Annotated in this window: 25 protein-coding genes and 5 tRNA genes; 17 read left to right on the forward strand and 13 right to left on the reverse strand. The window is 58.4% G+C overall.

Annotation, left to right across the window (positions count from 1 at the left end; all coding sequences use genetic code 11):
* Positions 1 to 4 precede the first annotated feature (4 nt).
* Positions 5 to 358, reverse strand: a complete 354-nt coding sequence (gene uraH / locus CTT34_RS14700) for a hydroxyisourate hydrolase (RefSeq protein WP_159343103.1) — start codon at positions 356 to 358, stop codon at positions 5 to 7.
* A 138-nt stretch (positions 359 to 496) separates the two neighbouring features.
* On the opposite strand from uraH, the gene uraD reads away from it, so the two are divergent.
* Positions 497 to 1042 (forward strand): 2-oxo-4-hydroxy-4-carboxy-5-ureidoimidazoline decarboxylase, encoded by a 546-nt coding sequence (uraD, locus tag CTT34_RS14705; protein WP_159343104.1) that lies wholly within the window; start codon positions 497 to 499, stop codon positions 1040 to 1042.
* A gap of 77 nt (positions 1043 to 1119) precedes the next feature.
* On the opposite strand, the gene CTT34_RS14710 is transcribed toward uraD, so the two are convergent.
* From CTT34_RS14710 to CTT34_RS14720, 3 genes are all read right to left on the reverse strand, one after another.
* The gene (locus tag CTT34_RS14710; RefSeq protein WP_159343105.1) at positions 1120 to 1476 is read right to left on the reverse strand and encodes a phasin family protein; all 357 of its coding nucleotides are present in this window, start codon (positions 1474 to 1476) and stop codon (positions 1120 to 1122) included.
* A 177-nt stretch (positions 1477 to 1653) separates the two neighbouring features.
* Complete coding sequence (locus CTT34_RS14715) at positions 1654 to 2343, reverse strand: glutathione binding-like protein (protein ID WP_159343106.1); 690 nt, start codon at positions 2341 to 2343, stop codon at positions 1654 to 1656.
* Positions 2344 to 2422: 79 nt separating this feature from the next.
* Positions 2423 to 3115 (reverse strand): glutathione S-transferase family protein, encoded by a 693-nt coding sequence (locus tag CTT34_RS14720; RefSeq protein ID WP_159343107.1) that lies wholly within the window; start codon positions 3113 to 3115, stop codon positions 2423 to 2425.
* A 362-nt stretch (positions 3116 to 3477) separates the two neighbouring features.
* Here CTT34_RS14720 and CTT34_RS14725 point away from each other — a divergent pair, with 362 nt between their 5' ends.
* The 5 genes from CTT34_RS14725 to CTT34_RS14745 all read left to right on the forward strand — a co-directional run bounded on the left by CTT34_RS14725 (position 3478) and on the right by CTT34_RS14745 (position 9716).
* Positions 3478 to 5169: an L-lactate permease gene (locus CTT34_RS14725; RefSeq protein WP_159343108.1), complete on the forward strand. Its 1692-nt coding sequence runs from the start codon at positions 3478 to 3480 to the stop codon at positions 5167 to 5169.
* A gap of 199 nt (positions 5170 to 5368) precedes the next feature.
* Positions 5369 to 6868, forward strand: coding sequence for a glycolate oxidase subunit GlcD (gene glcD / locus CTT34_RS14730; protein ID WP_159343109.1), 1500 nt, complete (start codon positions 5369 to 5371; stop codon positions 6866 to 6868).
* Positions 6869 to 6885: 17 nt separating this feature from the next.
* Complete coding sequence (gene glcE / locus CTT34_RS14735; protein WP_159343110.1) at positions 6886 to 7986, forward strand: glycolate oxidase subunit GlcE; 1101 nt, start codon at positions 6886 to 6888, stop codon at positions 7984 to 7986.
* A 14-nt stretch (positions 7987 to 8000) separates the two neighbouring features.
* On the forward strand, positions 8001 to 9233 hold the full coding sequence (glcF, locus tag CTT34_RS14740) for a glycolate oxidase subunit GlcF (protein WP_159343111.1): 1233 nt from the start codon (positions 8001 to 8003) through the stop codon (positions 9231 to 9233).
* A gap of 81 nt (positions 9234 to 9314) precedes the next feature.
* Positions 9315 to 9716 carry a heme-binding protein gene (locus CTT34_RS14745; protein WP_159343112.1) on the forward strand — a complete coding sequence of 134 codons (402 nt, stop codon included), beginning with the start codon at positions 9315 to 9317 and terminating at the stop codon, positions 9714 to 9716.
* Between the two features lie 168 nt (positions 9717 to 9884).
* Here the strand turns inward: CTT34_RS14745 and CTT34_RS14750 are convergent.
* The 6 genes from CTT34_RS14750 to CTT34_RS14775 all read right to left on the reverse strand — a co-directional run bounded on the left by CTT34_RS14750 (position 9885) and on the right by CTT34_RS14775 (position 11296).
* Positions 9885 to 9961: transfer RNA gene (locus CTT34_RS14750), tRNA-Asp, on the reverse strand.
* Positions 9962 to 10031: 70 nt separating this feature from the next.
* Positions 10032 to 10107, reverse strand: a tRNA-Val gene (locus CTT34_RS14755).
* A gap of 51 nt (positions 10108 to 10158) precedes the next feature.
* A tRNA-Asp gene (locus tag CTT34_RS14760) sits at positions 10159 to 10235 on the reverse strand.
* 35 nt (positions 10236 to 10270) lie between these two features.
* Positions 10271 to 10347: transfer RNA gene (locus CTT34_RS14765), tRNA-Asp, on the reverse strand.
* 47 nt (positions 10348 to 10394) lie between these two features.
* Positions 10395 to 10470: transfer RNA gene (locus tag CTT34_RS14770), tRNA-Val, on the reverse strand.
* A 106-nt stretch (positions 10471 to 10576) separates the two neighbouring features.
* Positions 10577 to 11296, reverse strand: coding sequence for an alpha/beta fold hydrolase (locus CTT34_RS14775; RefSeq protein ID WP_159343113.1), 720 nt, complete (start codon positions 11294 to 11296; stop codon positions 10577 to 10579).
* 190 nt (positions 11297 to 11486) lie between these two features.
* Between CTT34_RS14775 and ccoN the strand changes: the two genes are divergently transcribed.
* From ccoN to fnr, 11 genes are all read left to right on the forward strand, one after another.
* Positions 11487 to 12911 carry a cytochrome-c oxidase, cbb3-type subunit I gene (gene ccoN / locus CTT34_RS14780; protein ID WP_159343114.1) on the forward strand — a complete coding sequence of 475 codons (1425 nt, stop codon included), beginning with the start codon at positions 11487 to 11489 and terminating at the stop codon, positions 12909 to 12911.
* A 19-nt stretch (positions 12912 to 12930) separates the two neighbouring features.
* Positions 12931 to 13539: a cytochrome-c oxidase, cbb3-type subunit II gene (gene ccoO / locus CTT34_RS14785; RefSeq protein WP_153842519.1), complete on the forward strand. Its 609-nt coding sequence runs from the start codon at positions 12931 to 12933 to the stop codon at positions 13537 to 13539.
* 3 nt (positions 13540 to 13542) lie between these two features.
* Entirely contained in the window at positions 13543 to 13761 is a 219-nt protein-coding gene (locus CTT34_RS14790; protein ID WP_159343115.1) for a cbb3-type cytochrome oxidase subunit 3, read from the forward strand.
* A complete protein-coding gene (ccoP, locus tag CTT34_RS14795) occupies positions 13758 to 14687 on the forward strand; it encodes a cytochrome-c oxidase, cbb3-type subunit III (RefSeq protein ID WP_159343116.1) in 930 nt (309 codons plus the stop codon). Before CTT34_RS14790 ends, ccoP begins: the two co-directional genes overlap by 4 nt.
* 224 nt (positions 14688 to 14911) lie before the next feature.
* Positions 14912 to 16348, forward strand: a complete 1437-nt coding sequence (ccoG, locus tag CTT34_RS14800) for a cytochrome c oxidase accessory protein CcoG (RefSeq protein WP_159343117.1) — start codon at positions 14912 to 14914, stop codon at positions 16346 to 16348.
* 7 nt (positions 16349 to 16355) lie between these two features.
* On the forward strand, positions 16356 to 16880 hold the full coding sequence (locus tag CTT34_RS14805) for a FixH family protein (protein WP_159343118.1): 525 nt from the start codon (positions 16356 to 16358) through the stop codon (positions 16878 to 16880).
* Entirely contained in the window at positions 16877 to 19327 is a 2451-nt protein-coding gene (locus tag CTT34_RS14810) for a heavy metal translocating P-type ATPase (RefSeq protein ID WP_159343119.1), read from the forward strand. The genes CTT34_RS14805 and CTT34_RS14810 overlap by 4 nt, the downstream gene beginning before the upstream one ends.
* On the forward strand, positions 19324 to 19542 hold the full coding sequence (ccoS, locus tag CTT34_RS14815) for a cbb3-type cytochrome oxidase assembly protein CcoS (RefSeq protein ID WP_159343120.1): 219 nt from the start codon (positions 19324 to 19326) through the stop codon (positions 19540 to 19542). The genes CTT34_RS14810 and ccoS overlap by 4 nt, the downstream gene beginning before the upstream one ends.
* Positions 19539 to 20234 (forward strand): sulfite exporter TauE/SafE family protein, encoded by a 696-nt coding sequence (locus tag CTT34_RS14820; protein WP_159343121.1) that lies wholly within the window; start codon positions 19539 to 19541, stop codon positions 20232 to 20234. Before ccoS ends, CTT34_RS14820 begins: the two co-directional genes overlap by 4 nt.
* A 116-nt stretch (positions 20235 to 20350) precedes the next feature.
* Positions 20351 to 21778 carry an oxygen-independent coproporphyrinogen III oxidase gene (hemN, locus tag CTT34_RS14825; protein WP_159343122.1) on the forward strand — a complete coding sequence of 476 codons (1428 nt, stop codon included), beginning with the start codon at positions 20351 to 20353 and terminating at the stop codon, positions 21776 to 21778.
* A gap of 57 nt (positions 21779 to 21835) precedes the next feature.
* Positions 21836 to 22585, forward strand: coding sequence for a fumarate/nitrate reduction transcriptional regulator Fnr (fnr, locus tag CTT34_RS14830; protein WP_159343123.1), 750 nt, complete (start codon positions 21836 to 21838; stop codon positions 22583 to 22585).
* Here fnr and ttcA read toward each other — a convergent pair.
* The 3 genes from ttcA to CTT34_RS14845 form a co-directional block, all read right to left on the reverse strand.
* Positions 22575 to 23483: a tRNA 2-thiocytidine(32) synthetase TtcA gene (gene ttcA / locus CTT34_RS14835; protein ID WP_159343124.1), complete on the reverse strand. Its 909-nt coding sequence runs from the start codon at positions 23481 to 23483 to the stop codon at positions 22575 to 22577. The genes fnr and ttcA overlap by 11 nt on opposite strands.
* Positions 23484 to 23558: 75 nt before the next feature.
* On the reverse strand, positions 23559 to 24209 hold the full coding sequence (locus CTT34_RS14840) for a 3'-5' exonuclease family protein (protein WP_159343817.1): 651 nt from the start codon (positions 24207 to 24209) through the stop codon (positions 23559 to 23561).
* A 5-nt stretch (positions 24210 to 24214) separates the two neighbouring features.
* Positions 24215 to 26032, reverse strand: a complete 1818-nt coding sequence (locus CTT34_RS14845; protein ID WP_159343125.1) for a putative nucleotidyltransferase substrate binding domain-containing protein — start codon at positions 26030 to 26032, stop codon at positions 24215 to 24217.
* Positions 26033 to 26590: the final 558 nt, after the last annotated feature.

Below are 26590 nucleotides of genomic sequence, written 5' to 3' on the forward strand. Positions count from 1 at the left end.
CCTCTTAACTACCGCGGTAGGTCGAGTAGCCATACGGCGAGAGCAGCAGCGGCACGTGATAGTGCTGGCTTGCATCGGCTACGCCAAAGCGCAGCGGAATCACGTCTAAAAAGCGCGGTTCGACGGCTTCGACACCCTGACGACGTAGATAATCCCCCGCGTGGAACACTAACTCATACTCACCGGATATGAGCGCCTCGCCCTCTAACAGGGGGGCATCGCAACGGCCATCGCTGTTGGTGACGGTGGAGCCTAAGTGCTCGCGGCTGCCGCCCGCTAGCCGAAAGACCTCAATGGTAATGCCTTGGCCGGGCTGCCCTTTGGCGGTATCCAGCACGTGGGTAGTTAAGCGTCCCATCGTCACTCCTTACATTGGCGGGGTTGTTGGTGTTATGGATAGAGGGTATGTGTAGAGCTTGACCTATTGGTCAAAGAGTACCGTTGATGCTATTTATTGTATACAGCATTTCCCTTTTCGCACGCCTGGAGAGTTTTTGTGCCGACCGCTACCCCACTCACGCTATCCCCTGCCCCCAGCCAGTGCAGCCTGGAAGACTTCGTTTCCCACTATGGCGATGTGTATGAGCACTCGCCCTGGGTGGCAGAGGCTGCTTGGCAGCAGGGCTTGCGTCCAGAACATGACACCCCTGACGCACTGGCCGAACTGATGGGTTTGATGCTGCGACAGGCAACGCCCGAGCAGCAGATTGCCGTTATTCGGGCCCACCCCGATCTAGCGGGTAAGGCCGCACTGGCGGGAGAGTTAACGCACGACTCCACCAGCGAGCAGGCAGGCGCAGGGCTCGACCAGTGCTCGCCCGAGGAATTTGCCCGCTTTGAGCAGCTCAACGCGGCCTATAAAGAGAAATTTGGCTTTCCGTTCGTCATTGCGGTGAAAGGGCTGAACCGCTACGACATCCTCGCGGCATTCGAAGAGCGTTTGGAGAACGGCTTGGCCCAAGAGCGTGAAACCGCGATTCAACAAATTATTCGTATTGCACGCTTCCGGCTTCGGGCCCGTGCTGACGAAGCATCACGGTAATCTTTACGTCATCTCGACAAAAATGCCGCGCCCAGATTCGGTTCTGGGCGCGGCATTTTTTCACTCAAGCGGGATAATTACTGCTTGGCAGTCTCTACCGCTTTCTTGGTCGTTTCTTCGGCCATTTTCTGGCTGTCTTGCATGAAGCTTTGGCTGATAGAAGTGACTTTTTCAGAGTCGCCTTTCATGCGCTCCATCAGATCGGCAGCAGTTTTTTGCTGGCTCTCCATCGCTTTTTTGAAGCTATCCGCATCTTTCACGTCTAACCACGTACGCGCTTGAGCGATGGTCATGTCGGAGTAGGCACGGGCTGCATCCATCTGCGCGCCGACCAGCTGCTCGTAGTAGTTCAGTGCCGCCAACGTGTAGGAACGCATGGGGGACACGAATACCGACTCGAACTGCTGGCTGGTTTTATCTGCGGCCTTGTTCATCACGTAATCTCCTTGAGTGAGCTAGCGATTCGACCCGCGCCGAGGCAGGCCGGTAGTGGGCGTTTGCCGTTGCTACCCACAAAGCTAGCAGCGCTTTTTGTGCAGCGCAACATGATTTTTCAACATGCTGCGCTTGCCACACTTTCGCCCACTCAAAGGCCAGAAAAAGCCGTTGGATTAACGGTTGCCAAACAGATGCTTACGAGCTTCATCATCCATCGTGACTCCCGCTTGGGGATTGATATCTTCCACTAGCGCGTAGGCTTTACGCACCGCCGGGCGTTGGGATACCTCTTCGAACCAGCGCTCGAGGTCGGGAAACTCTTCCAGGGTCTGGCGCTGTTTCTCCCACGGCACGATCCAAGGGTAAATCGCCATATCGGCAATGGAGTAGCGGTCACCGCCAACGTAATGCTGCTGGGAGAGCCGCTGATCCAATACGCTATATAGCCGGTTGGTCTCGCGCACGTAGCGCTCAATGGCGTACTCGATTTTTTGCGGGGCGTAGTGGCAGAAGTGGTGGTTTTGCCCCGCCATGGGGCCAAGACCGCCCATTTGCCAGTGGAGCCACTGCAATACCACGTAGCGCTCGCGCCCTTCTGTTGGCAGGAACTGCCCCGTTTTGTCGGCGAGATATTCCAAAATGGCGCCTGATTCAAACAGCGCCATGGGCTGACCACCATCGTTAGGGGCGTGGTCCACGATGGCGGGGATCCGGTTATTGGGCGCAATCGTCAAAAACTCAGGGTCAAACTGCTCGCCACGGCCAATATTGATCGGCTTGATGCGGTAAGCCAGCTTTGCCTCTTCAAGCATGATGGAGATTTTGTGGCCGTTCGGGGTTGTCCAGTAGTACAGGTCAATCATTGCCATCTCCTTACACACTAACGGCCTAAGCCGTTAGTGCTGCCTGTGGGTGTCAGGCGGCCAAGTGCCGCCCTACCTATTATAGATCACGAACCGTCAGGGCCTTCCCTGCCGCGGAGTCATGGACCTCGAGCATGCGTTGGAACCATGCGGCAACGGGGTCCTTGTCGTCCACCAACGTTTCCGTGGAGACGGTGTAAGCCCACATCATGCTGCCAAACAGCAGATAATCGGCACCGCTGGGGGCATCGCCATCTAAAAACGGACTCTCTTTCAGTTGAGCGCTCACCGGCACCAACGCCTGCTTGAGCAGCTGACGCCCCTGCTCGGGATCATGAACGGCTTCCATGGTCGCGCCAAAACGCGCTTCACGGGTTTTACGGAAGTAATCACGATCATCTGGATGAATCGCGGCTAACAGATCTAACGCGACGATCTTAAACAGCGCGGGGGTAATGCTGCGTTCTACTAACTGTTTAAACAGCATTAAGCGCTGAAGGCTCACCCCTTCGCCCACCACCGGGGCCTCTGGGTAAGCGCGGTCTAGGTAGCGCATGATGTCGAAGCTATCGGTGACCACATTGTCGCCATCAGTGAGTACAGGCACCTTGTCGTAATCGGCAAACGCGAGAACGTCTTTCTCCTGGAAGCGCCAAGCCACGGTGGTGTACTCCAGCCCTTTATGGGCCAGCGCCATCCGCACACGCCAGCAGTAAGGGGAAAAACGCAGGCGCTCATCGCGGCCGCATAGGTCATATAAGGTAATCGCCATTGGATCGTACTCCTTTTGTCATGGTGAGTGCATCGCCACTACAGTGAGTCTAAGCGATCAACAACGCAAGCTGCGCGCTAGGCTCGCTGCGTGAAGGCTTGCCGCACTGTCTATTAGTCTAATGGGCACTGTCTGGCTAGCACGCTAACGTAAAGCTCAAAGCCTCACAAAAACAACGTCTTAACTTAAAACGACCGCTTGGTTTTTGCACTCACGAGCCAACCTACACTGGTAAGACCAATTTTCCAATGTAGTCATTCAGCCCGCCTGACCGTATCTTTCACGCTGACCCAACTATCATTGAAATGACAAGTTGGCTACTGCGGAGCACACCAAATCAATAACAAGGGGCCGTTCCTCCCATGAATGAAACTATACTCGCTCTTCTGGCATTTCTGCCGCTGTTGCTCGCTGGGATATTGCTCATAGGCTTCAAAATCCCGGCCAAAATAGCGATGCCGATTGTCTTCCTGACGGCAGCCATTATTGGTCTGACCGCTTGGGATATGTCGTTTAGCCGCGTGGCGGCATCCACCGTGCAGGGGCTTATCCAGACCGCTGGCCTGCTGTGGATTATTTTCGGCGCGATCTTACTGCTCAACACGCTTAAACACTCAGGCGGCATCACCGCGATTCGCAACGGCTTCTCGGGCATCAGCCCTGACCGCCGTGTACAAGCGCTGATAGTTGCGTGGCTGTTTGGCTGCTTCATTGAAGGCGCGTCTGGTTTCGGTACACCGGCAGCCGTGGCAGCCCCGCTGATGGTGGCATTAGGCTTCCCAGCATTGGCCGCCGTGGTGGTGGGCATGATGATCCAATCCACACCGGTATCGTTCGGCGCCGTGGGTACGCCCATCGTCGTGGGTGTAGGTAGCGGCTTGAACCGTGCAGACATTACCGCACAGCTTGAAGCGAACGGTTCTACCTGGGACGTATTCTTCCAGCAGGTGACCAGCTCTGTAGCAATCACCCACGGTATCGTCGGTATTTTAATGCCGCTGATTTTAGTCGTGGTGATGGTGCGTTTCTTCGGTGCCAACCGTTCCTGGAAAGAGGGGCTATCCATCACGCCTTTCGCGATCTTCACCGGTATCTCGTTCGTAGTGCCTTATATGCTGGTAGGCGTGCTGCTTGGTCCGGAATTCCCCTCCATGATTGGTGCGATGGTGGGCCTAGCGATTGTGGTACCTGCCGCGCGTAAAGGCTTCCTGCTGCCCAAAGATACCTGGGACTTCCCAGAATCGACTGCCTGGCCGGACGAGTGGATCGGCAACCTGCAAATCAAGCTGGACGATGTGGCCGGTAAAGCACCGATGTCCACCTTTAAAGGTTGGGTACCTTACGTACTGCTCGCGCTATTTTTGGTGGCCTCACGCACCATCGAGCCGCTTAAAGCCGCGCTGACCTCCATCAATCTGAACTGGGCGAATATCTTTGGCGAAGCCGGTGTTAGCGGTGGCATTCAGCCGCTCTACCTGCCCGGCGGTATCATCCTTGCCGTCGTGCTGGTGACTTACTTCCTGCACCGCATGAACCCGCGCCAGTTAAGCGCTGCAGTATCCGAGTCGACCAAAACCATTTTTGGTGCGGGCTTCGTCCTGATCTTCACCGTGCCGATGGTACGTATCCTGATCAACTCCGGCGTCAACGGCGCGGATCTGGTCTCGATGCCCGTCATGATGGCACAAGCGGTGGCTAACGGTGTGGGCGGTATCTACCCGTTCTTTGCCCCGGCAGTGGGGGCCATGGGCGCCTTTATTGCAGGCTCCAACACGGTGTCTAACCTGATGCTGGCGGAGTTCCAGTTCAGCGTGGCCGAAACGCTTGGGCTCTCCACGGCGATGATGGTCGCACTGCAAGCCGTGGGTGCGGCCGCAGGTAACATGATCGCAATTCACAACGTCGTGGCGGCATCGGCTACCGTCGGCCTACTCGGCCGTGAGGGCACCACCATTCGTAAAACGATCATCCCGACCATCTACTACCTGGTCTTCACCGGCATTATCGCGCTGATCGCGTTTTATGTTTTGGGTGTGATTGACCCATTGATGTAAGGAGTAGCGTTACCTCACGGTAGGAACGGCTGGGTAGCCTTAGGGCTACCCAGCACTACATTAAAAAGCCGGATTGTATCCTCACCAACCACTCTCGACACTTTATGAAAAATACTTCCAAAAGCATCGACATATTATGGAAATATTTTCCATCAAGTGATTAGATAGCTGTCTCTCCTCCTCATCCATAGGAGTTACCATGAATATCCTTTACGACGAGCGCCTTGATGGTGAGCTTGTCCGCCGTGATAAAGCCGAGGTGCTTAGCGACCTGCAAGGCGCCGTGCCCTCATTAACGCTGCTGCATCGGGAAGAAGATTTACGCCCTTTCGAGTGCGATGGCTTAGCCGCTTACCGCGTGCTGCCGATGTTGGTGGCCCTGCCGGAAACGCTGGAACAGGTCGAAGGCCTGTTAAAGCGTTGCCATGCACTGGGCGTACCCGTGGTGACCCGGGGAGCAGGCACCGGCCTTTCCGGCGGCGCACTGCCGCTTGAGCAGGGCGTGCTGCTGGTCATGTCGCGGTTCAACCAAATTATTACCGTTGACCCCGACGCGCGCATTGCCCGCGTTCAACCAGGGGTGCGCAACCTTGCCATTTCCGAGGCGGCCGCCCCTTACGGGCTCTACTACGCCCCCGACCCCTCCTCGCAAATCGCCTGCTCAATTGGCGGCAACGTCGCCGAAAATGCCGGCGGCGTGCACTGCCTGAAGTACGGTCTCACCGTGCATAACGTGATGCGGGTGGACGTGCTGACCATTGAAGGCGAGCACATGACGCTGGGTTCTGAAGCCCTGGATGCGCCCGGCTTTGATCTCTTGGCCCTGATGAACGGTTCAGAAGGCATGCTTGGGGTGGTCACGGAAATCACCGTGAAGCTGCTGCCCAAGCCAGAAACCGCCAAAGTGCTAATGGCCAGCTTCGATGATATCGAAAAAGCGGGCCGCGCGGTGGGCGACATCATTGCCGCAGGCATTATCCCCGGTGGCCTGGAAATGATGGATAAGCTCGCCATCAAAGCCGCCGAAGATTTCATCAAGGCAGGCTACCCCGTGGAAGCCGAAGCCATTCTGCTCTGTGAGCTGGATGGTGTGGAAGCCGACGTGGACGACGACTGCGAGACCGTGCGCCGCGTACTGGAAAAGGCCGGAGCCACTAACATTCAACAGGCGCGGGACGAAGCCGAGCGCGCCAAGTTCTGGGCCGGACGCAAGAATGCCTTCCCTGCTGTAGGCCGCATGTCACCCGACTACTACTGCATGGATGGCACCATTCCCCGCCGCGAGCTGCCGCGCGTGTTGAAAGGCATTGCCGCACTTTCAGAAGAGAGCGGCCTACCCGTGGCCAACGTATTCCACGCGGGTGACGGCAATATGCACCCGCTGATCCTGTTCGATGCCAACAAAGAGGGCCAGCTTGCCCTGGCGGAAGACGTAGGTGGCAAGATCCTGGAGCTATGCGTAGCCGCCGGTGGCTCGATTACCGGCGAGCATGGCGTGGGGCGCGAAAAAATCAACCAGATGTGCAGCCAGTTCCAGCCCGATGAGCTGACGGTCTTCCACGCGCTGAAAGCGGCCTTCGACCCCAAACGGCTGCTCAACCCAGGGAAAAACATTCCCACCCTGGCGCGCTGTGCCGAATTTGGCGCGATGCATGTGCATAACAATGAGTTACCGCATCCGGAACTGCCACGCTTCTGATGCAATAAGGAACCACCATGACCGAACTAGCGATACACGCTGCCGACCGAGACATTGCCGACGAGCTGAGCGAACAGGTTCGCAGCGCCTACCACGACCGTACTCCGCTGCGCATCGTGGGGGGCAATACCCGAGCCTTTTATGGTCGTCCGGTGGAAGGCACGGAACTCAACGTCGCCGCCCACAGCGGCATCGTCTCTTACGATCCTATCGAACTCGTCGTCACGGTGCGGGCAGGCACCCGCTTGAGCGCGCTGAACGCGGCGCTGGCAGAAAAACATCAAATGCTGCCTTTCGAGCCGCCCATTTTTGGCGAAGCCAGCACCATTGGCGGTGCGGTGGCCACCGGTATGTCCGGCCCTCGCCGCCCTTGGGCAGGTGCTGCACGGGATTTTGTCCTGGGCACGCGGGTGATTACCCAAGAAGGCAAGCTGCTGCGCTTTGGCGGCGAAGTGATGAAAAACGTGGCGGGCTATGACCTGTCCCGCATGATGGCCGGTGCCCAGGGCACGCTAGGCGTGCTGGCCGATATCTCATTTAAGGTGCTGCCTATTCCCACCGCCAGCCACAGTCTGCGCCTTGAAATGGGCTTGCAAGATGCTTTAGCGAAGCTCTCTGAGCTTGGCCGCCAGCCGCTGCCTATCACGGCTGCGGCATGGCACGCGGGCGAGCTGTTTATTCGGCTGGAAGGCGGTGAAAGCTCCGTCAAGGCCACGAAAGAGCGCCTGGGCGGTGAAGCGCTTTCTGCGGATTTCTGGCAACAGCTTCGTGACCAGCAGCATGGCTTTTTCAGCCTCAACGAAGGTCAAGCACTGTGGCGCCTCTCGCTACCGCCCCATACCCCAGCGCTAAAGCTCGCCGTTGATGAAAGCGATATCTTCTATGATTGGGGCGGCAGCCAGCGCTGGGTGAAAACCGCACTTCCCGCAGACACGCTGCGCGATGAATGCCAGAAGGCCGGTGGCCACGCTACCTGCTACACCCCGCATGCCCAAGGGGGCGCGGAGTCACCGTTTACTCCGCTGAATGCTGTGGTCGAGAAGTACCACCGCAACCTGAAGGCCGAGCTGGATGCCCACGGCATTTTCAACCCTGGTCGTCTTTATGCGGCATTTTAATCAGGAGAGCTGACATGCAGACGCACTTTACCGATGCCGACCGCCAAAAACCGCATATTCAGGAAGCCGAGCGCATTCTGCGTACCTGTGTGCACTGCGGCTTTTGTAACGCCACCTGCCCCACTTACCAGTTGCTGGGCGATGAGCGAGACGGGCCACGCGGGCGCATCTACTTGATGAAGGAGCTGCTGGAGAGCCGCGATGACGATGACCAAGTCACCGAAGAGACTCGCCTGCACCTAGACCGCTGCCTAACCTGCCGCAACTGTGAAACCACCTGCCCCTCCGGCGTGGAGTATCACAAGCTGCTGGATATTGGCCGTGCGGAAATAGACCGTCGTGTGCCGCGCCCGGCGGCAGAACGGGCTCAGCGCTATGCGCTGCGCAAAATGCTGGTCGACCCGAAACGCTTCAAAGCGCTGCTGACCTTGGGGCAAACCTTCAAGCCTCTAGTGCCCGGCAAGCTGCGTAGCAAAATGCCGCCCGCACCGGTCGATGCAGGCCAGCGACCCGACAGCCAGCGCCATGCCCGCAAGGTATTGATTCTAGAAGGCTGCGTGCAGCCGGGCCTGTCGCCCAACACCAACGCAGCCACGGCACGCCTGCTCGATCGTTTGGGCATTAGCGTCACACCGATTAGTGAAGCTGGCTGCTGTGGTGCTATCGACTTCCACCTCAATGCCCAAGAGGCGGGCCGCGAGCGGATGCGCGCCAATATCGATGCCTGGTGGCCGCAAATCGAGCAGGGCGCGGAAGCCATCGTACAAACCGCCAGCGGCTGCGGCGCCTTCGTCAAAGAGTATGCCGACATGCTCAAGGACGACCCCGCCTACGCTGAAAAGGCCAAAAAAGTCAGCGCACTGGCAAAGGATATCGTCGAAATACTGCGCGACGAGCCGCTTGAAGCGCTGCAGCTTAAAGAGCATCAGCGTTTAGCGTTCCACTGCCCCTGCACGCTGCAGCACGCCCAGAAGCTCAACGGCGCAGTGGAAGGCGTGCTTAGCAAACTCGGCTTTGCACTAACGCACGTGAAAGATGCCCACCTGTGCTGCGGCTCGGCGGGCACCTACTCGGTGACACAGCCAGAGCTCGCCACTCAGCTGCGCGATAACAAGCTGAATGCGCTAGAAGCAGGCAACCCTGAGGTGATTGTGACCGCCAACATCGGCTGTCAAACGCATCTGGCCAGTGCCAACCGCACGCCGGTACGCCACTGGGTAGAAGTCGTGGACGCTGCCCTGGTATAACCCTTTACACTCGCTGCGCTTTCACAACGTATTAACGGTTGGGCGCAGCGCTTTCATCCCTATGATAAAAAGGATCCTTTGATGCAAACCAAAGCTGTTTTAGGCCAAGCCGACGTTATCCAAGTCCTCGATGCCGCACAGAAAGAAGCTGACAACAACAGCTGGCCGGTCACCATCGCCGTCACCGACGATGGCGGCCATCTGCTGGCACTGCGCCGTTTAGACGGTGCTGCCCCGTTCAGCGCCGATGTCGCTACCCAAAAAGCGCGTAGCGCTGCCCTGGGTCGTAAAGAGACCCAAGTGTTTGAAGAGATGATTAACGGTGGCCGTACGGCGTTTGTCTCTGCACCGCTACAGGGTCTGCTGTCTGGCGGCGTGCCGATCATCGTGGATGGCCAAGTCGTCGGCGCTGTTGGCATCTCTGGCGTTAAGCCAGATCAAGACGTGCAAATTGCCAAAGCAGGCGTCAGCACGATCGCCTAACGCTTACCTAGTCAGTAATAAAAGCAAGTAACAGCAGCGTGCAGCGCATTGACTGCACGCTGCTTGTTAGCGTGTTATGTACGCGCAATAAAAAAAGCCCGAATCATCGATTCGGGCTTTTTTGAAATTTGTTCGGCTTTATCAATATGACTGCCGATGGGTGCTTAATGGCGGACCGGACGAGACTCGAACTCGCGACCTCCGGCGTGACAGGCCGGCATTCTAACCGACTGAACTACCGGTCCACTTTAAGACACACTAACCATTTAAATCATTTATTAAAGCGGTTCAGAGGCGCTAAAACATTGGCTTAAATGGTGGGTGGTACTGGGTTCGAACCAGTGACCCCCAGCTTGTAAGGCTGGTGCTCTCCCAACTGAGCTAACCACCCGGGGTATTGATAGCTTGTTGCTTATCAATATTACTACTTCTCAAGTTATCGTGGCGGACCGGACGAGACTCGAACTCGCGACCTCCGGCGTGACAGGCCGGCATTCTAACCGACTGAACTACCGGTCCGAATAGCGATAACTAATTGCAGACTAAGATGATGATGGCGGACCGGACGAGACTCGAACTCGCGACCTCCGGCGTGACAGGCCGGCATTCTAACCGACTGAACTACCGGTCCACAAATGCATCACTTAACTGCGTTACGTTTCCAGGGCACCAAATAAATGGTGGGTGGTACTGGGTTCGAACCAGTGACCCCCAGCTTGTAAGGCTGGTGCTCTCCCAACTGAGCTAACCACCCGCTGGTCACGTGGCGCTGCATTCTACAGAAGCCTGTTTGAATGTCAACACGTTGCGTTTAAATTTTTGATTTAAACCAGCGTACTGCACGTTCTCGCGGCAACCGCTTACTGAGCGCGGACGAAGGATGCCGCAACTATGGCTGCTTCGTCAATCAAAACCTGCTGATTGACACCAGAACGTCGCCGCGGCTTAAAGTCATGGTCGCCATCGGTTAACCAATGAATGTGAAGAGCGTCTGGTAAATCATAGGCGGCCACCTCTTCACGCGTGCCAAACGGGTCACGCTCCCCTTGCAGAATCAGCATAGGCGTAGCGATGTCAGGAAAATGATCGGTGCGAAGAGAGTCGGGCTTTTTGGGTGGGTGAAACGGATAGCCTGCTGCAACGACGCCTGCGCAGGGGTGCTGACTGGCAAACAGCGATGCCACACGCCCGCCCATGGATTTCCCTCCCACCCATAAAGGCGAACCACTGATGGACACGACCAGATCATACCAAGCGACGAAGTGCTCCAGCGTTTTCGTTACGGGCGGAGGCGGACGGCGCTTTGCCTGCTCGCTCATTTGCTGCATGTAGGGGAAATCGATCGCCCAAACTTGGAGCCCCTGATGGGCCAGCGTCGCGGCAAATTGCCGCATAAAATCTGACAGGTGACCGGCCCCAGCACCATGGGCTAGCAGAATTCGCCCCTGCTCGGGGTTGCCGGAGACGCTCACCGGCCCCATCCCTTCCACGAGAAACCGCTGAACAGCGGGGCTGGCGAGCCGTTCACGCAGCGCCTGTGGGGTGATGGTCACGAAACCATGGCCAGCGTAATAGGACACTTAGCCCTCCTAATAATTCAGCGTTACATCCATTGGCGTGTTCAGCTTAGGGCGCGGCTGCGATAGAATCTAGGCCGGATCTTGACCTGCATCATCAAGCGGGTGGCCGCACCCGTGCACAATGCGATGGCAACGTGCGATTGCAAAATGCCACGGGTTACCCCCTAACCGCGTTCGATGGGAACATGAAATGAGCACAGCATTGGAACACCCGACCTACAACTACAAGGTAGTTCGGCAGTTCGCGATTATGACCGTTGTGTGGGGCATCGTAGGTATGACGCTTGGCGTTATCCTTGCCTCCCAGTTGGTCTGGCCGCAACTGAACCTCGGCCTACCTTGGACGAGCTTCGGGCGTCTTCGTCCGTTACACACTAACGCCGTTATCTTCGCCTTCGGTGGTTCAGCGCTCTTTGCGACGTCGTATTACGTCGTTCAGCGTACCTGTCAGACACGCCTGTTCTCTGACAAGCTCGCAGCGTTCACCTTTTGGGGGTGGCAAGCGGTGATCCTGTCGGCGGTGGTCTCCCTGCCGCTGGGCTACACCACGACCAAAGAGTACGCAGAGCTCGAATGGCCGATCAACATCCTACTGGCGGTAGTGTGGATCAGCTATGCGATCGTGTTCTTGATGACAATTAAGAAACGCACCACGTCGCACATCTATGTGGCGAACTGGTTCTTTGCTGCGTTCATTCTGACTGTTGGCGTTCTGCACATCGTGAACAACGCCGCGATTCCCGTCACGCCCATGTACTCCACCTCCATTTATGCAGGTGCCGTCGATGCCATGGTGCAGTGGTGGTATGGCCACAACGCGGTGGGCTTCTTCCTGACGGCGGGCTTCCTGGGCATGATGTACTACTTCGTGCCGAAGCAGGCTGAGCGTCCGATCTACTCCTATCGCTTGTCTATCGTCCACTTCTGGGCGCTGATCATGATCTACATGTGGGCAGGCCCGCACCACCTGCACTACACCGCGCTGCCCAACTGGGCGCAGTCGCTGGGTATGATCATGTCGATCATTCTACTGGCACCGTCTTGGGGTGGCATGATCAACGGCATGATGACCTTGTCAGGCGCTTGGCATAAGCTGCGCACCGACCCAACCCTGCGCTTCTTGGTGGTTGCCCTGTCGTTCTACGGCATGTCGACCTTCGAAGGTCCGATGATGGCGATCAAGACCGTCAACGCGCTTTCCCACTACACCGACTGGACCATTGGTCACGTTCACTCAGGTGCGCTTGGCTGGGTCGCGATGATTACCATCGGCTCCATGTACCACCTGATTCCACGCGTCTTTGGTCGTACCGAAATGTACTCCGTTAATTTGATCGCCGTGCACTTCTGGCTGGCGACTATCGGCACGGTGCTGTACATCGCAGCGATGTGGGTCAACGGCATCATGCAAGGCTTGATGTGGCGCGCCATCAATGCTGACGGCACGCTGATGTACACCTTTGTGGAATCGGTTGAAGCCAGTGGCCCCGGCTACTTCGTGCGCATGGTGGGCGGCCTCTTCTGGGTAACCGGCATGCTCCTGATGGCCTTCAACGTGTACATGACCGTGAAGCGCCGCGAAGCCATTGGCCTCACTGCGCCGCAAGCCGCTTAAACCGGGGAAGTTAAGACCAATGAAACACGAGATTGTCGAAAAGAACGTTGGCCTACTCGCCGTGTTGATCCTGGTTGTGATCAGCTTTGCCGGTTTGGCCGAAGTCGTTCCGCTGTTCTTTCAAAAGCAGACCACCGAGCCGGTCGAAGGGCTTCGCCCCTTGACTGCGCTCGAACTGGAAGGCCGCGATATCTATCGCCGTGAAGGCTGCGTTGGCTGTCACTCGCAGATGGTGCGGCCCTTCCGTGCAGAAACCGAGCGCTATGGCCACTACAACGTAGCGGGCGAACAGGTATACGAGCACAACTTCCTGTGGGGTTCCAAGCGTACCGGGCCTGACTTGGCGCGTGTAGGCGGCCGCTACAGCGATGATTGGCACCGTGCCCACCTGTACAACCCGCGCGATGTCGTGCCGGAATCGATCATGCCAGCCTACCCCTGGCTGTTTGAGCGTACCCTCGACGGCGAAGCCACACCGGATAAAATGCGCACCCTGCGTCAGCTCGGCGTGCCCTACACCGATGAGGACATCGCCAACGCGACCGCTGACGTACGCGGCACCCAGGAAATCACTGCCCTGGTCGCCTACTTGCAACAGCTAGGAACCGTGCTCGAGGGCACACGTTAAGTTATGGATACGGGAACTTTCCGCGGCCTGATCACGCTGATTTTGATCTTCGCTTTCATTGGCATCTTTTTCTGGGCCTACTCGAAGCGACGCAAACCAGATTTTGACGAAGCGGCCAACCTGCCCTTCGCCGACGATGATGAGCAGCCGACCCGTGATAAGCATGCTTCGACCGAAGACGAAGCGGATTCCCGCCACGACAGGGGAGATAAGAATAGATGAATAATTTATGGGGTGACTCCCTATCCAGCTTCTGGAGCGCCTGGATTATCGTCATCACACTGGGCACGATCGCGCTGAGCGTTTGGATTTTGTTAGCCAACCGCCGCACCGATAAAACGCCCGATGCCGATGGCAATGTCGAGACCACTGGCCACGCGGCGGATGGTATCGAAGAGTATGACAATCCGCTGCCGCAGTGGTGGTTCAAGCTCTTCATCCTTACCGTGGTGTTTGCCCTCGGCTACTTGGTGCTCTACCCAGGTCTGGGTAACTACGCCGGCATCCTGGGCTGGTCTCAGGAGAGCCAGTGGGAAGAGGAAGTGGCCGACGCGGAAGACCGCTTCACGCCGATCTTTGCCCAGTACCAGGAAGTGCCGATTCCAGACCTCGCGCAGGATGCCGAAGCCATGCAGGTGGCAGAGCGTATCTTCTTGAACAACTGCGCCGTATGTCATGGCTCGAATGCCCAGGGCGGCTACGGCTTCCCCAACCTGACCGACGACGACTGGCTCTACGGGGGCGAACCCGAAAACATTCTGACCACGCTGAACAATGGCCGTAACGGCCTGATGCCGTCCTGGCAGCAGCTCGGTGAGAACAATATCGAAAACCTGACTCAGTACGTGCTGTCGCTCTCCGGCGAAGAGCATGACGCCGAGCGTGCTGCCAGCGGTGAAAGCACCTTCCTGGCTGCCTGTGCGGCGTGTCACACGCCCAGCGGCACGGGGAACACCGCTCTTGGTGCGCCGAACCTGACCGACGACGTGTGGCTCTATCTGGCACCCGGCCAGAGCGTGGACGACTCCATTCGCCAAACGCTGCGTAACGGTCGTAACGGCCACATGCCTGCCCAGGCTGCGTACATCGGTGAAGAGCGCGTTCACCTCGTGGCCGCTTACGTGTACAGCCTACGTTTCAACGACTAACCCCGTTGATAGGCGTTTAACGCCAGCGTGTACGAAGGGGTGCGGTTACATACCGCACCCTTTCTACATCCAGCATCCGCTCAGCCACCCGGCTATCCGTTACACTATTGTTTAGCAATGTGTGTATAGCGATTCGACATACAGCGACGCGATCTCCTTCACCAATGAAGGTTGCGTGAGCCAGGCTATCGTCCACTCCTGCCTATTGAGCTGCGATCACCGCCATGGAAAAAATACCTAGCCACGATATTACGCCGCCAACCGTTGGGCACCACACGCCGGGAGACACCACCACGCAAGAGATGTACGCCAAGCGGCGGCATATCTACGTGCGGGAGATCAAAGGGCTGTTTCAAAAGGTACGACGCAGCGCGAACTGGGCGCTAATGATGGGCTTCTTTTTGCTCCCCTGGCTGAACTGGGGTGACCGCCCTGCCGTGTGGTTTGATCTACCGGGCCGTGAATTCCACATTTTTTCGGCCACGTTCTACCCGCAGGAGTTCATCCTTCTCTCGTGGCTGCTGATCATTTGCGCCTTTGGACTGTTTTTCATCACCGTGTTTGCGGGGCGTGTCTGGTGTGGCTACACCTGCCCGCAGAGCGTTTGGACATTTTTATTCATTTGGCTTGAGCACCGCATCGAAGGCTCGCGCAATCAGCGCATAAAGCTGGATAACCAGCCGATGACTGCCAACAAAGCCTGGCGCAAGGGGGCAAAACACGCTGCTTGGCTGCTGATTGCCCTGGCCACCGGCGTGACGTTCGTCGGCTACTTTACGCCGATTCGTGACCTCGTCCAGGAGCTTCCCACGCTAGAAGCCCACGGCTGGTCTTATTTTTGGGTAGGTTTCTTTTTAATTTTTACCTACCTCAACGCCGGCTGGCTGCGTGAGCAGGTGTGCATCTACATGTGCCCCTATGCCCGTTTCCAGTCGGTGATGTTCGATCGCGATACGCTGATCGTTTCTTACGACGACGCCCGCGGCGAACCCCGCGGCCACCGCAAGAAATCGCTCAGCCATGCCGAGGTCCGAGAAGCGGGCCTGGGTGACTGTATCGACTGCGAGCTGTGTGTCCAGGTCTGCCCGACCGGCATCGATATCCGCGACGGGCTGCAGTACGAATGCATTACCTGCGCCGCCTGTATCGATGCCTGCGATAGCGTAATGGATAAAATGGGCTATCCCAGAGGGCTGATTCGCTACACCACCGAGAACGCCCTGGAAGGTAAAAAGAGCCACATTCTGCGCCCACGCTTGATCGGCTATTTCGTGGCACTGGTGGTGATGGTGGCGACCTTTGCCTGGGCCGTGAACGACCGCACACCGCTGACCTTCGATGCCGAACGCGAGCGTACCCAGCTCTATCAAGTCACTCGCGATGGCCAGATAAGCAACGTCTACAGCCTCACCGTGCGCAACCTGGACACGCAGGACCATACCTATGCGATTAGCGCAGCCGGGCTGCCCAACCTGCAGTTGGATAACACCTCGCTACGCGTTCCCGCCGGTGAGTCGCGCATTCAGGTGATCACCGTGCTGGCGGACCCTGAGACCTTGAGCGAACCCAGCCACGCCATCACCTTCACGCTGCAGGCGCAGCAAGACGAGCAGATTCGTCAGACCCGCGAAGCGCGGTTCTTGAGTGATATTAGGAGATAAACGCGTCATGTCCGACACCCCGATTCCGCCTTGGTACAAACAGTTCTGGCCGTGGTTCCTGCTCGGGCTACTGTTTTCGTCCATTCTGTTCAGCATTGGCTTTGCGGTCATGTCGATCAAAAGCTACGACGGCATGGTGGTTCAAGAGGATTACTACGAGCACGGCAAAGCCATCAACATGGTGCTGGCGAAGCAGGAGCGCGCGCGTGAACTCAATTTGAGCGCCGACCTTCGCATCGACCCGCTGACGAGCGATATCGTCATCGACCTTGCAGGCGATGTTCGCCCGGACAAACTCTATCTGGACCTCATCTTCCCCACCGAAGATGACCGAGACCAATCCTTCGTACTGGAGCACGTCCGGGAAGGCCGCTACATCACCCAAGGGCCGGATAATCTGCGCTACCGCTGGTACCTTCAAATTCAGCCCGAGCAAGGTGATGACGCCGATTGGCGGCTGATCGGCGAAGCCCGCTTCCCGAATGAAGAGAGCGTTGCTCTACTGCCCGGAGGGCGCTCAGAAAGCGAATGAGCACGAACGCGCTAAGCTGCTACCACTGCGGCAGCCCGGTGCCCGACGGCGCACCGTGGCAAATCGTGGTGGACGACACGCCCCACTCATTGTGTTGCCCCGGCTGTGAAGCCGTGGCACACGCCATCGTCGACGGCGGGTTAGAGAGCTACTACCGCTATCGCACCGAACTGCCCGAGCGCCCCGACGAACGTCAAGCCGCCAAAGCGGAGACCTGGTCGGTGTTCGACGATCCAGGGCTGCAGGCGCAGTTCGTTCACCCAGACGGCGATGAGGGCCACGTCAGGGCAACGCTGGCCGTAGAAGGGATTACCTGTGCCGCCTGCGCGTGGCTCATCGAGCACCGCTTGAACGCGCTTGAAGGCGTTGTCTCCAGCGCAGTCAACCTGACCCATCACCGCCTTCGCGTCGCTTGGGACCCTAACGTCATCAAGCTCTCCCAGCTCTACGCCGAGCTGGCCGCCATTGGCTACGATGCGCAGCCCTACGAGCCGGACCATGCCCAAATGCGCTTGCAGCATGAAGAGCGCATGAACGTACGCCGCTTGATCGTGGCGGCGGTGGGGATGATGCAGGTCATGATGTTCTCCATCCCCATTTACGTCTCGGGGCCTGGGGAACTCAGTGAGGACTTCTTTGCGCTGTTTCATTGGCTCTCGTTCGCGCTGGCCACGCCGGTGGTGTTCTTTTCGGCGCTGCCCTTCTTCCGTAACGCCCTGCGCGATCTCAAAACCGGCGTACTAGGGATGGATGTGCCTGTTTCACTCGCCATTGGTGGCGCGTATTTCGCCAGCAGCTACGCAGTGCTGTTTAACGTGGGTGAGGTCTATTTTGACTCGGTCGCCATGTTCACCTTCTTTTTGCTGTTTGGCCGCTACGTGGAAGGGCGCGCCAGACGACGCAGCGGTCATAGCGGTAATGCCTTAAGTGGCGTGCTGCCGGTCTCTGCTACACGGTTGGAAGCCGACGGCAGTGAACGCATTCTGCCCGCTAGCGAGCTAGCCCCCGGCGACCGCGTGCTCATCAAGCCCGGCCACGGCGTCCCCGCCGACGGTATTATCGAAGATGGCGAGTCTAGCCTGGACGAGTCGATGCTGACCGGCGAGTACCTGCCCGTCACCCGCCGAGTGGGCGAACAGGTGGTAGGCGGCAGCCAAAACATGGAGAATCCGCTCACGGTGCGGGTGACTCATGCAGGCCACCATGCACGCGTGGCGGGCATCGTCGATTTGACCGACCGCGCCTTTGCCAGCCGCCCGCGCTTGGCGCAAATGGCGGCGCGCATGGCGCACCTGTTCGTACTGCGCCTGCTGGTGGTCACCGCCTGTGTCACCGTGGCGTGGTGGTTTATCGACCCTTCCCGCATGCTCTGGGTGCTACTCTCCGTCCTAGTAGTCACCTGCCCATGCGCGCTGGCACTCGCCACTCCCACGGCACTCACGGCAGGGCATGGGCAACTGCGCCAGCGCGGGGTGTTGATTACCCGTGCCGACGCCATCGAGTCGCTCTCTAACGTCACGCGAGTGATTTTTGACAAAACCGGCACGCTCACCCGGGGCGAGATGCAGCTCACCCAAACCTGCCCGTTAACAGCCCAGAGTAGTGAACAGCTGCGCGCTATTGCCGCCGCGCTGGAAGCCCACTCCGAGCACCCCATTGCCCGCGCGTTTCGGCCGTTTCGGGACGCCACGCTCCAGGCGCGCCAAGTCAAAAGCGTGACGGGAAGCGGACTAGAAGGCGTGCTGAACGGGGCCACATGGCGCTTGGGCAAGCCCGATTTTGCAACGACGGAACCACTCACGCCGCCCGGCAGCGGCCAATGGCTGCTGCTCAGCGAAAATGACGCGCCGCGGGCGTGGTTCAAACTGCACGACGGGATTCGAGACGATGCTGCCCACACCGTGGCCGCCCTGCAGGCACGAGGGCTCACCGTGGAGCTACTGTCTGGAGATACCCAGGAAGCGGTGGAGAGCTTGGCAGAGCAGCTCAATATTGCCACGTGGCACGCAGGCAAGTCACCGGAAGGCAAGCTCGAACGGCTGCGTGAGCTGCAGGCGCAGGGCGAACGTGTGGTCATGATTGGCGATGGTATCAACGATGTGCCGGTGCTCGCCGGTGCCGATGTGGCCATTGCCATGAACGGAGCCACCGACTTGGCACGCACTCGGGCCGACGCGGTCTTGCTCAGCCCACGCTTAATGCGTATTTTCGAGGCCATTGAAATCGCCAGCGCCACGCGACGCATCATGCGCCAGAACATGATCTGGTCAGTGTGCTACAACTTCTCCGCGCTACCCCTGGCTGCGATGGGGCTGGTTCCGCCGTGGTTGGCGGCGATTGGCATGTCGCTAAGTTCGCTGGTCGTGGTGGGCAATGCGTTACGCCTCACGCGCTGGCGTACCTCACCCGCTCCCCAGCTAGCCCCAGCCACACCGGTGACCGTATGACGATTCTCTATCTGCTGATTCCGCTATCGCTGATTCTGTTAGGGCTGGCGGTGTGGGCGTTCTTCTGGGCCGTGAAGAATGACCAGTTCGACGACCTAGAAGGCCCCGCCCACCGCATCCTGTTCGATGACGATGAGAACGACTTCACCCCCGAGCAGCGCGCCGAACGCAAACAAGCCGCCAAGCCACCCCGCGATCGCGAGCCACCGCCATGAACCCCACGGGACTGGATCTGCCGCCGCTCATGGCGGCGTTCGTGTTTGGCCTGATGGGCGGGGCTCACTGCATTGGCATGTGCGGCGGCATCATGAGCGCCCTCACCTTCGCCGTGCCGCCCAGCATGCGCCACCCGGCTCGCATGGGCGGACTGCTGCTCAGTTATAACGTGGGCCGCATTTTGAGCTACATGACGGCAGGGGCCTTGGCAGCCACGCTCGGCACCCTGGTCTCGCTCTCGCCGCAGGCGCGTATCGCGCTGCAGATCGTCGCGGCGGTGATGCTGATCCTAATGGCGCTGTACATCGCCAACTGGTGGAAAGGGCTATTGAAAGTCGAAGCCGTGGGGCGCAGGCTATGGCGCTTCATCGAACCCGTCGGGCGGCGTTTGATGCCCGTGGTTCACCTGCCGCAAGCCTTTGCACTCGGCGCCCTGTGGGGCTGGCTGCCTTGCGGGCTGGTGTACTCGATGCTCGCCTGGAGCTTGGCCATTGCCGACCCGCTACAAGGGGCGTTATTGATGGGTGCCTTTGGCTTGGGCACCCTGCCCGCACTGCTGGCCACGGGCCTTGCGGCGCGCCAGCTAAGTCAGCTCATCCGCCATTCCGCCACGCGTAGCCTCGCCGCACTGACCATTATCGGCTTTGCCCTGTGGCAGCTCTGGGCACTTCTCCTTCCCACCGGGCATTGAACACAACGACGGCTATTGCGCCGTTGCTTGATATAGCTCAACCCTTTGCGTGTGGGACCGGCGTAACATTGGCGCATCCGCTTTTCTGCTTGCCCTGTTACGTCGGAGCGCTCCCTATGCCCGTTAACGCCACTGCTGCCCTCGCTCACCCCTCTTCCGCAGCGGCGGAGACCACTGCCTGGGACGACGCACTGCTACGCCGTTACGACACCAGCGGCCCGCGCTATACCTCGTACCCGACGGCGCTCTCTTTTCATGACCAATTCACTGCTGACGATATGAGCCAGGCGCTTGCGCGCAGCAACGCCAGCCGAAAACCGCTCTCACTGTACGTGCACGTCCCGTTTTGTCGGAAAATTTGCTTTTACTGCGCGTGCAACAAAATCGCTACAAAAAATACCGCTCTGGCCGAACCCTACTTATCACGGTTGGATCGCGAGATGGTGCTCACTGCGCGCCATTTGGATACAGAGCGTCCGGTGCAGCAGCTGCACTGGGGCGGCGGCACTCCAACGTTTCTCACCCTGGCTCAGATGAGCGATTTGGTCGACCGCTTAGACGCACGCTTTGGCCTCTCCAATGCGCCGGACCGTGATTACGCCATCGAAATCGACCCACGTGAGGCGGATGTCTTTACCCTGCGCCATTTGCAGTCGCTGGGCTTCAACCGCTTGAGCTTGGGCGTACAAGACCTCGATCCACAGGTACAAACGGCGATCAATCGCGTTCAGCCCCGGGTGCTCACCGAAACGCTAATGGATGAAGCCCATCGGCTCGGCTTTCGCTCGCTCAACCTCGATTTGATTTATGGCCTGCCCTTACAAACCGAGAAGAGTTTCGCGGACACGCTGCGCCAAGTGATCGAGCTAGGTCCCGCACGGCTGTCGGTGTTTAACTATGCGCATCTGCCGACCCGCTTTGCGCCCCAACGACGCATCAAGGACGCCGACCTGCCCAGCGCCGATGAGAAGCTGGCCATGCTGCATACCACCATTGCGATGCTGACCCAGGCGGGCTATGTGCATATCGGCATGGACCATTTCGCGCGCCCCGACGACAGCTTGGCCAAGGCGCAGCGCAACGGCACCCTGCAGCGCAACTTTCAAGGCTACTCCAGCCACGCCGAGTGCGACTTGATTGGTTTGGGGGTATCGGCCATTTCTCGGATCAACGATAGCTACGCGCAAAACCCTACCCGGCTCGCTGACTATGAAGCGGCCTTAGATGAAGGTAGGCTGGCGACCGTGAAAGGGTTACGTTTAAATAAGGATGACCTAATACGAAGAGAGGTCATCGAGCGGCTCATGTGCGATATGGCCATTGACCTCGACACTGTCGGCCAGCGCTGGCAGGTCGATGCCGCAGACTACTTTGCCAGCGCCCTTGAGCGGTTGGAAATCGCCGAACGGGATGGCCTGTTAACGCGTCAGGGGCTTCGGCTCACCGCCACCCCGGTGGGTCGGCTACTCATTCGACACCTGGCCATGGCCTTCGACACCCACTTACAACGCCAGGATGGCCAGCGCTACTCGAAGATCGTGTGAGCGCCTTGAGCCACCTGCCCCCTGTACCCATGATGGCGAATAAGAAGGGAGACCCCCATGTCATATCCTGCCAGCCAACGACGTTCACTGCTGCAAGAAGCGCGCTGCCAAACCTGTAGTTTAAGCTCGCTGTGCTTACCGCTTGCCCTGGAGCTTGAGGATATGAGCCAGTTCGATGCCATCATTCGCCGTCGCTCGCCGCTGAAGAAGGGCGAACCGCTGTTTCGTCAGGGCGACGCGTTCACCAGCGTTTATGCCGTGCGCTCTGGCAGTTTGAAACAGGTGACCAGCGAAGGGAACGGTAACGATCAGCTCACCAACTTCTTTCTGCCCAGCGAGCTGGTCGGCTTGGATGGTATCGACGAAGAGTACTACCCCGGTACCGTGATTGCCCTGGAGACGACCACGGTATGCGAAATTCCGTTCGACCGCTTGGAGTCGCTCTCCCAAGAACTGCCCGAGCTGCGTGGTCAGCTTTACCGCAGCATGAGTAAAGAGCTGCGCGATGACCGTAAGATGATGCGCTTGCTGTCACGCAAAACCGCCGACCAGCGGCTCGCCAGCTTTTTGATTACGCTCTCTGACCGCTTCCGTCGCCGGGGTTACTCCCCCTACAGCTTTCGGCTGTCGATGTCGCGGGCCGATATGGGCAACTACCTGGGTCTGGCGGTGGAAACGGTCAGCCGTATTCTCAGCCGCTTTCAGCAGCAGGAGGTGGTGGCCGTTTCGGGTCGCGAGGTGAATATTTTGGACATGCAGCGCCTCATCACCCTGGCAGAAGAGGAGGCGCAGACGATTACACGTTAAACGCCTGAATGCGGCTCTCCATCAGCGCCGCCTGCTTCGCTTCCAGACCGGCAAAGTCGAATAGCTCGCGGTCGGCAAGCTGGGAAGGGGCGACGTTGGTGACGGCTTTGAACATGCTCTCCAAACGGCCAGGGTGCTTCTTGTCCCACTCTGCCAACATCTCTTTGACGATCTGGCGCTGCATGTTGGGCTGTGAACCGCACAGGTTGCAGGGAATGATCGGAAACGCCATCAGCCGTGAAAACTCTGCAATGTCCGCCTCTTTGCAGTACGCCAGCGGGCGAATCACGATATTTTTCCCGTCATCAGAGAGCAGTTTCGGCGGCATGGCCTTCAGCGTACCGCCGAAGAACATATTCAAGAACAGCGTTTCCAGAATGTCTTCCCGGTGGTGGCCCAGGGCAATCTTGTTGGCGCCAATCTCGTCGGCAAACCCATACAACGAGCCACGGCGCAGACGTGAACAGAGCGCGCAGGTGGTCTTTCCTTCCGGCGTTTTCTCCTTCACGACCGAATAGGTATCACGTTCGAGAATGTGATACTCCACCCCCAGCTTGTCTAAGTACTGGGGCAACACGTGCTCCGGGAAACCAGGCTGCTTTTGGTCCATATTGACCGCCACGAGCGAGAAATTGACCGGCGCGTTGCGCTGAAGATTGCGCAAGATCTCCAGCATCGTGTAGCTGTCTTTGCCACCGGAGAGACACACCATGACCCGGTCGCCCTCTTCGATCATGTTGTAATCGATGATGGCATTTCCCACTTCGCGCCGCAGGCGTTTTTGCAACTTGTTGAATTCACGCTTCTGCTTGGCATCCTGCAGCTCATGCTGCTGGGCAAGGGACTCGTCAGACGCGCTGTCTGACGCAGTAGGGTCAAAGTAGTCAGGTTGTAACATGATCGTCGCACTGCCGATGGGTGAAGGAGCAGCGCGTATTCTAACAACACTCCGAAGCTCTACCCAATACAAACCCTAGGCCGTCAGGGCGATCTCACGCTGTAAACGCAGGTAGAGGAGCGCGCTGGCGGTGGCTTCACTGACCACGCTGGGCCAGATCAATGGCGGTAGCTGCCAGCGAGCCAACGCTACGCCAAGCGGGTCGAGGGTATCGATGTGTGGATGCAGCCGCCGCAGCTGTCGCCCGTGCAACTTGGCAACGTCCACCTGGGCGTTGGGGAGACCAAACCCCAATACGCTTTTGAACAGCCCGTTCAAAGGTTCGAGGGTGTGCTCCAACTGCCAGCCGACCAGCGGCCGGTTGCCGATGAAGTCGGCCAACTCCGTCAGGCACTCGGCATCTGGCGTGCGCGGCGCGTCGGTGGCGTGCAGCTGGTGATGGCGTCGCAGGGTAGCAGGGACTAGCGCGGGCGAAACCGACAACGTGGCCCACCACATACGACTGGTGTGCACACGGCGCGGGGTCAGTACCACCGCCGCTACGCTGATCACCGCTGGCTGACCCTCGCTCACCTGGCAGGCCATGGCCACGGACTCTTCCCCCATGTAGGGCTGAAATAGCCAGGCATACGGCGAATCGGCCCAGCGGCGACGGTCGCTTTCTCGCTGAAGCAGCGTTCTCAGCGAGCCGCTGAGCAGCGTCATGTGTCGGTCTAACAGGCGCATTCCGCTCACGAGTACTCCAAATGGTAGCGGTGGGAAAGACGCTGCTTGAAGTCTTTCACGATGTGCAGGGCTTCGCGCAACAGGTCTCGTTCCAGTGAAGAAAGCTCTTGTACCACGACCCGATTGGTACGCTTGGCGTGGGTGCCCTCCATGTCCTGGAGCTGCTGGCGAAGACGCAACTCGGTGAATAGCGCCAGGGCTTCGCCGAGATCATCGGCAAACCGGCGATCCAACCGCCCATCGATGGCCAGCGCCTCCAGGCGATCCAGGGTCGACGTGGCCTTGATGCGCCGCTCAAGCGCCATGGTGCGCACGCCGTGCACGATAGGGAAGATGCCGCCTTTTTTGATATCGATACCGTGTTGGGGCTTCTTCAGCGAGCCAAATAGCGTCAGCGGCGTCGAGAAGCGCAGCGCTGCCCGAGCAAAGTAAGAGAGCAGCAGCTCATCGTGGGAGCAGCGCTCGAACAGCGCCTCACGTATTTGATCCAGTAGCGCGGGGTTACCTGCCACGCCGTGGGAGTCGAGCAGAATCGCCAGTTTCATCAAGCTGTCACCGTCCCGGGCGCTCACCCATTTGGCGATACGGCTCTTCCACTGCGAGACGGTGCCCACCCACTCGGGATTGGACACCATGATGTTCCCAGGACACGGCGGGTAACCCAACTGGATCAGCGTGTCGGTGAGCCCGCTCATCGCCTCGTGCACCTCGGGCCACTGGCAGTCGTCGGCCAGGATCAGGCCATTGTCCTGATCGGTTTTTAGAATCTGTTCGCCGCGCCCTTCGCTGCCCATCACCATCAGGCAGCTATGGCGGTGGTACTGCTCGGGCACCGTAAATCCCCACGCTTTGCTCATGATGCGACCATTGAGCGCCGCCAGTAACTCCATGGCAAAGCGCAGCTTCACGCCCTGGGCCATCAGCGCGTTGACCAACTCCGGCGTACGCTGGCTGGCGGCCGCCAAGGCTTCCAGGCTATTGGCTTGCTCGACCTGCAAGCTCACTACGTAGCTGCGGCTGGAGAAGAAGCTCAGCACGTCCATCAGCTCTACGACGCCCCGAACGCGCTCGTCCTCCATCACCACGACCCGGGCGACCTTATGGCGAGTCATCAGTATCAGTGCTTCAAACAGGTACTGCTCGGGGGTCACGGTGACCAGCGCCTGGTTTGCCAACGCCTCTACCGGGGTATGCTGGGTGCTGTCCCCCAGCACTAAGCCATTGAGCAGATCGGTTTTGGTGACCATGCCCAGCGCGCCTTGCGTCCCTACCAGCAGGCTATCGGCGTGACTCTCGTTTAACTGACGCACGGCATCGCGAATACTTTTCGATGCGTCGATCAACAGCGGCTCACGCATGCACTCGTGCACCTTGGCTAGCATGAAGCCTGCCATCGTCACGCCCCCCTCGGCGCGCTTTTCGGTGAGCAGGCGCGCCTTATGGGAGAGCGACTGTTTGAAGAACTGCTCGAAAGGAGGATAGTGTCGGCAGAGCTGCACGAACAGCGCTTTAGGCATCACATAGCACAAGCACTCTTGTTCGGCCTGGAAACGGTAGCGGCTTTTACCGTTGAGAATGCTGATCGCCCCAAACAGGTCCCCGGCCGTGTAGTGGCCAATCCGCGCGCTGGCGGCGGGTAGCGTGGGGTCCAGCTCGGCGACCTCTCCCTTGTGAATGAGAAATACCGACTCGCCTGCCTGGCCCATCTCAAGAATGATTTCATCCCGGTCGAAGTAGGCAAGGTCCATACCGCGACGAACGTGATCGCGCCCCGCATCATCCATCAGCGAAAACGGCAGTTGGGAGAGATCCACGTCTACCATGGGCGACCTCACTTAAGGGCAGTGACTAAAGAGAACTAGAAACGGTTTGAAGACCTGTAGACACATTGACTCATTATACTTTCCGCTATAGCGCTAACGTCTTAACGACGTTTGTTTAGCGACGAAAGTAGTGGCTTTTTTACTCACTTTTAAATCGACTAAACACCACTTGTTAAGGTAGCAAACATTGCTTTTAACCGAGCCATAGACCATTGTCCTATCACCGCCAGGAAGGCGTTTAAAGAACGCTGAAAGCTCATGAAAAATAATGCTTTATATTCATACAACTCCTGTTTGCCACGTGACTAAAAGCGCCTGATACCAAAGTCTGGGATTTATTTTCGGCGATTATTGCCCAGTATTATCAGCGAGTCATACAGGGTAATCGCACACCACCTGTCTAACGCACTTCAAGCCGCTGACGATAACTTGCCGATCACCCCTTAACGACACAAAACGGCTTAACAATAAGAAGGTGACGTGCTTGGCAACGCTGACTTACCGCTCACTCACCAGCGCGGTGTTCCATGCGGGGTTGCCCTGATGAACCACACGCTA

This window comes from Halomonas meridiana (genome assembly GCF_009846525.1).
Classification (GTDB): domain Bacteria; phylum Pseudomonadota; class Gammaproteobacteria; order Pseudomonadales; family Halomonadaceae; genus Vreelandella.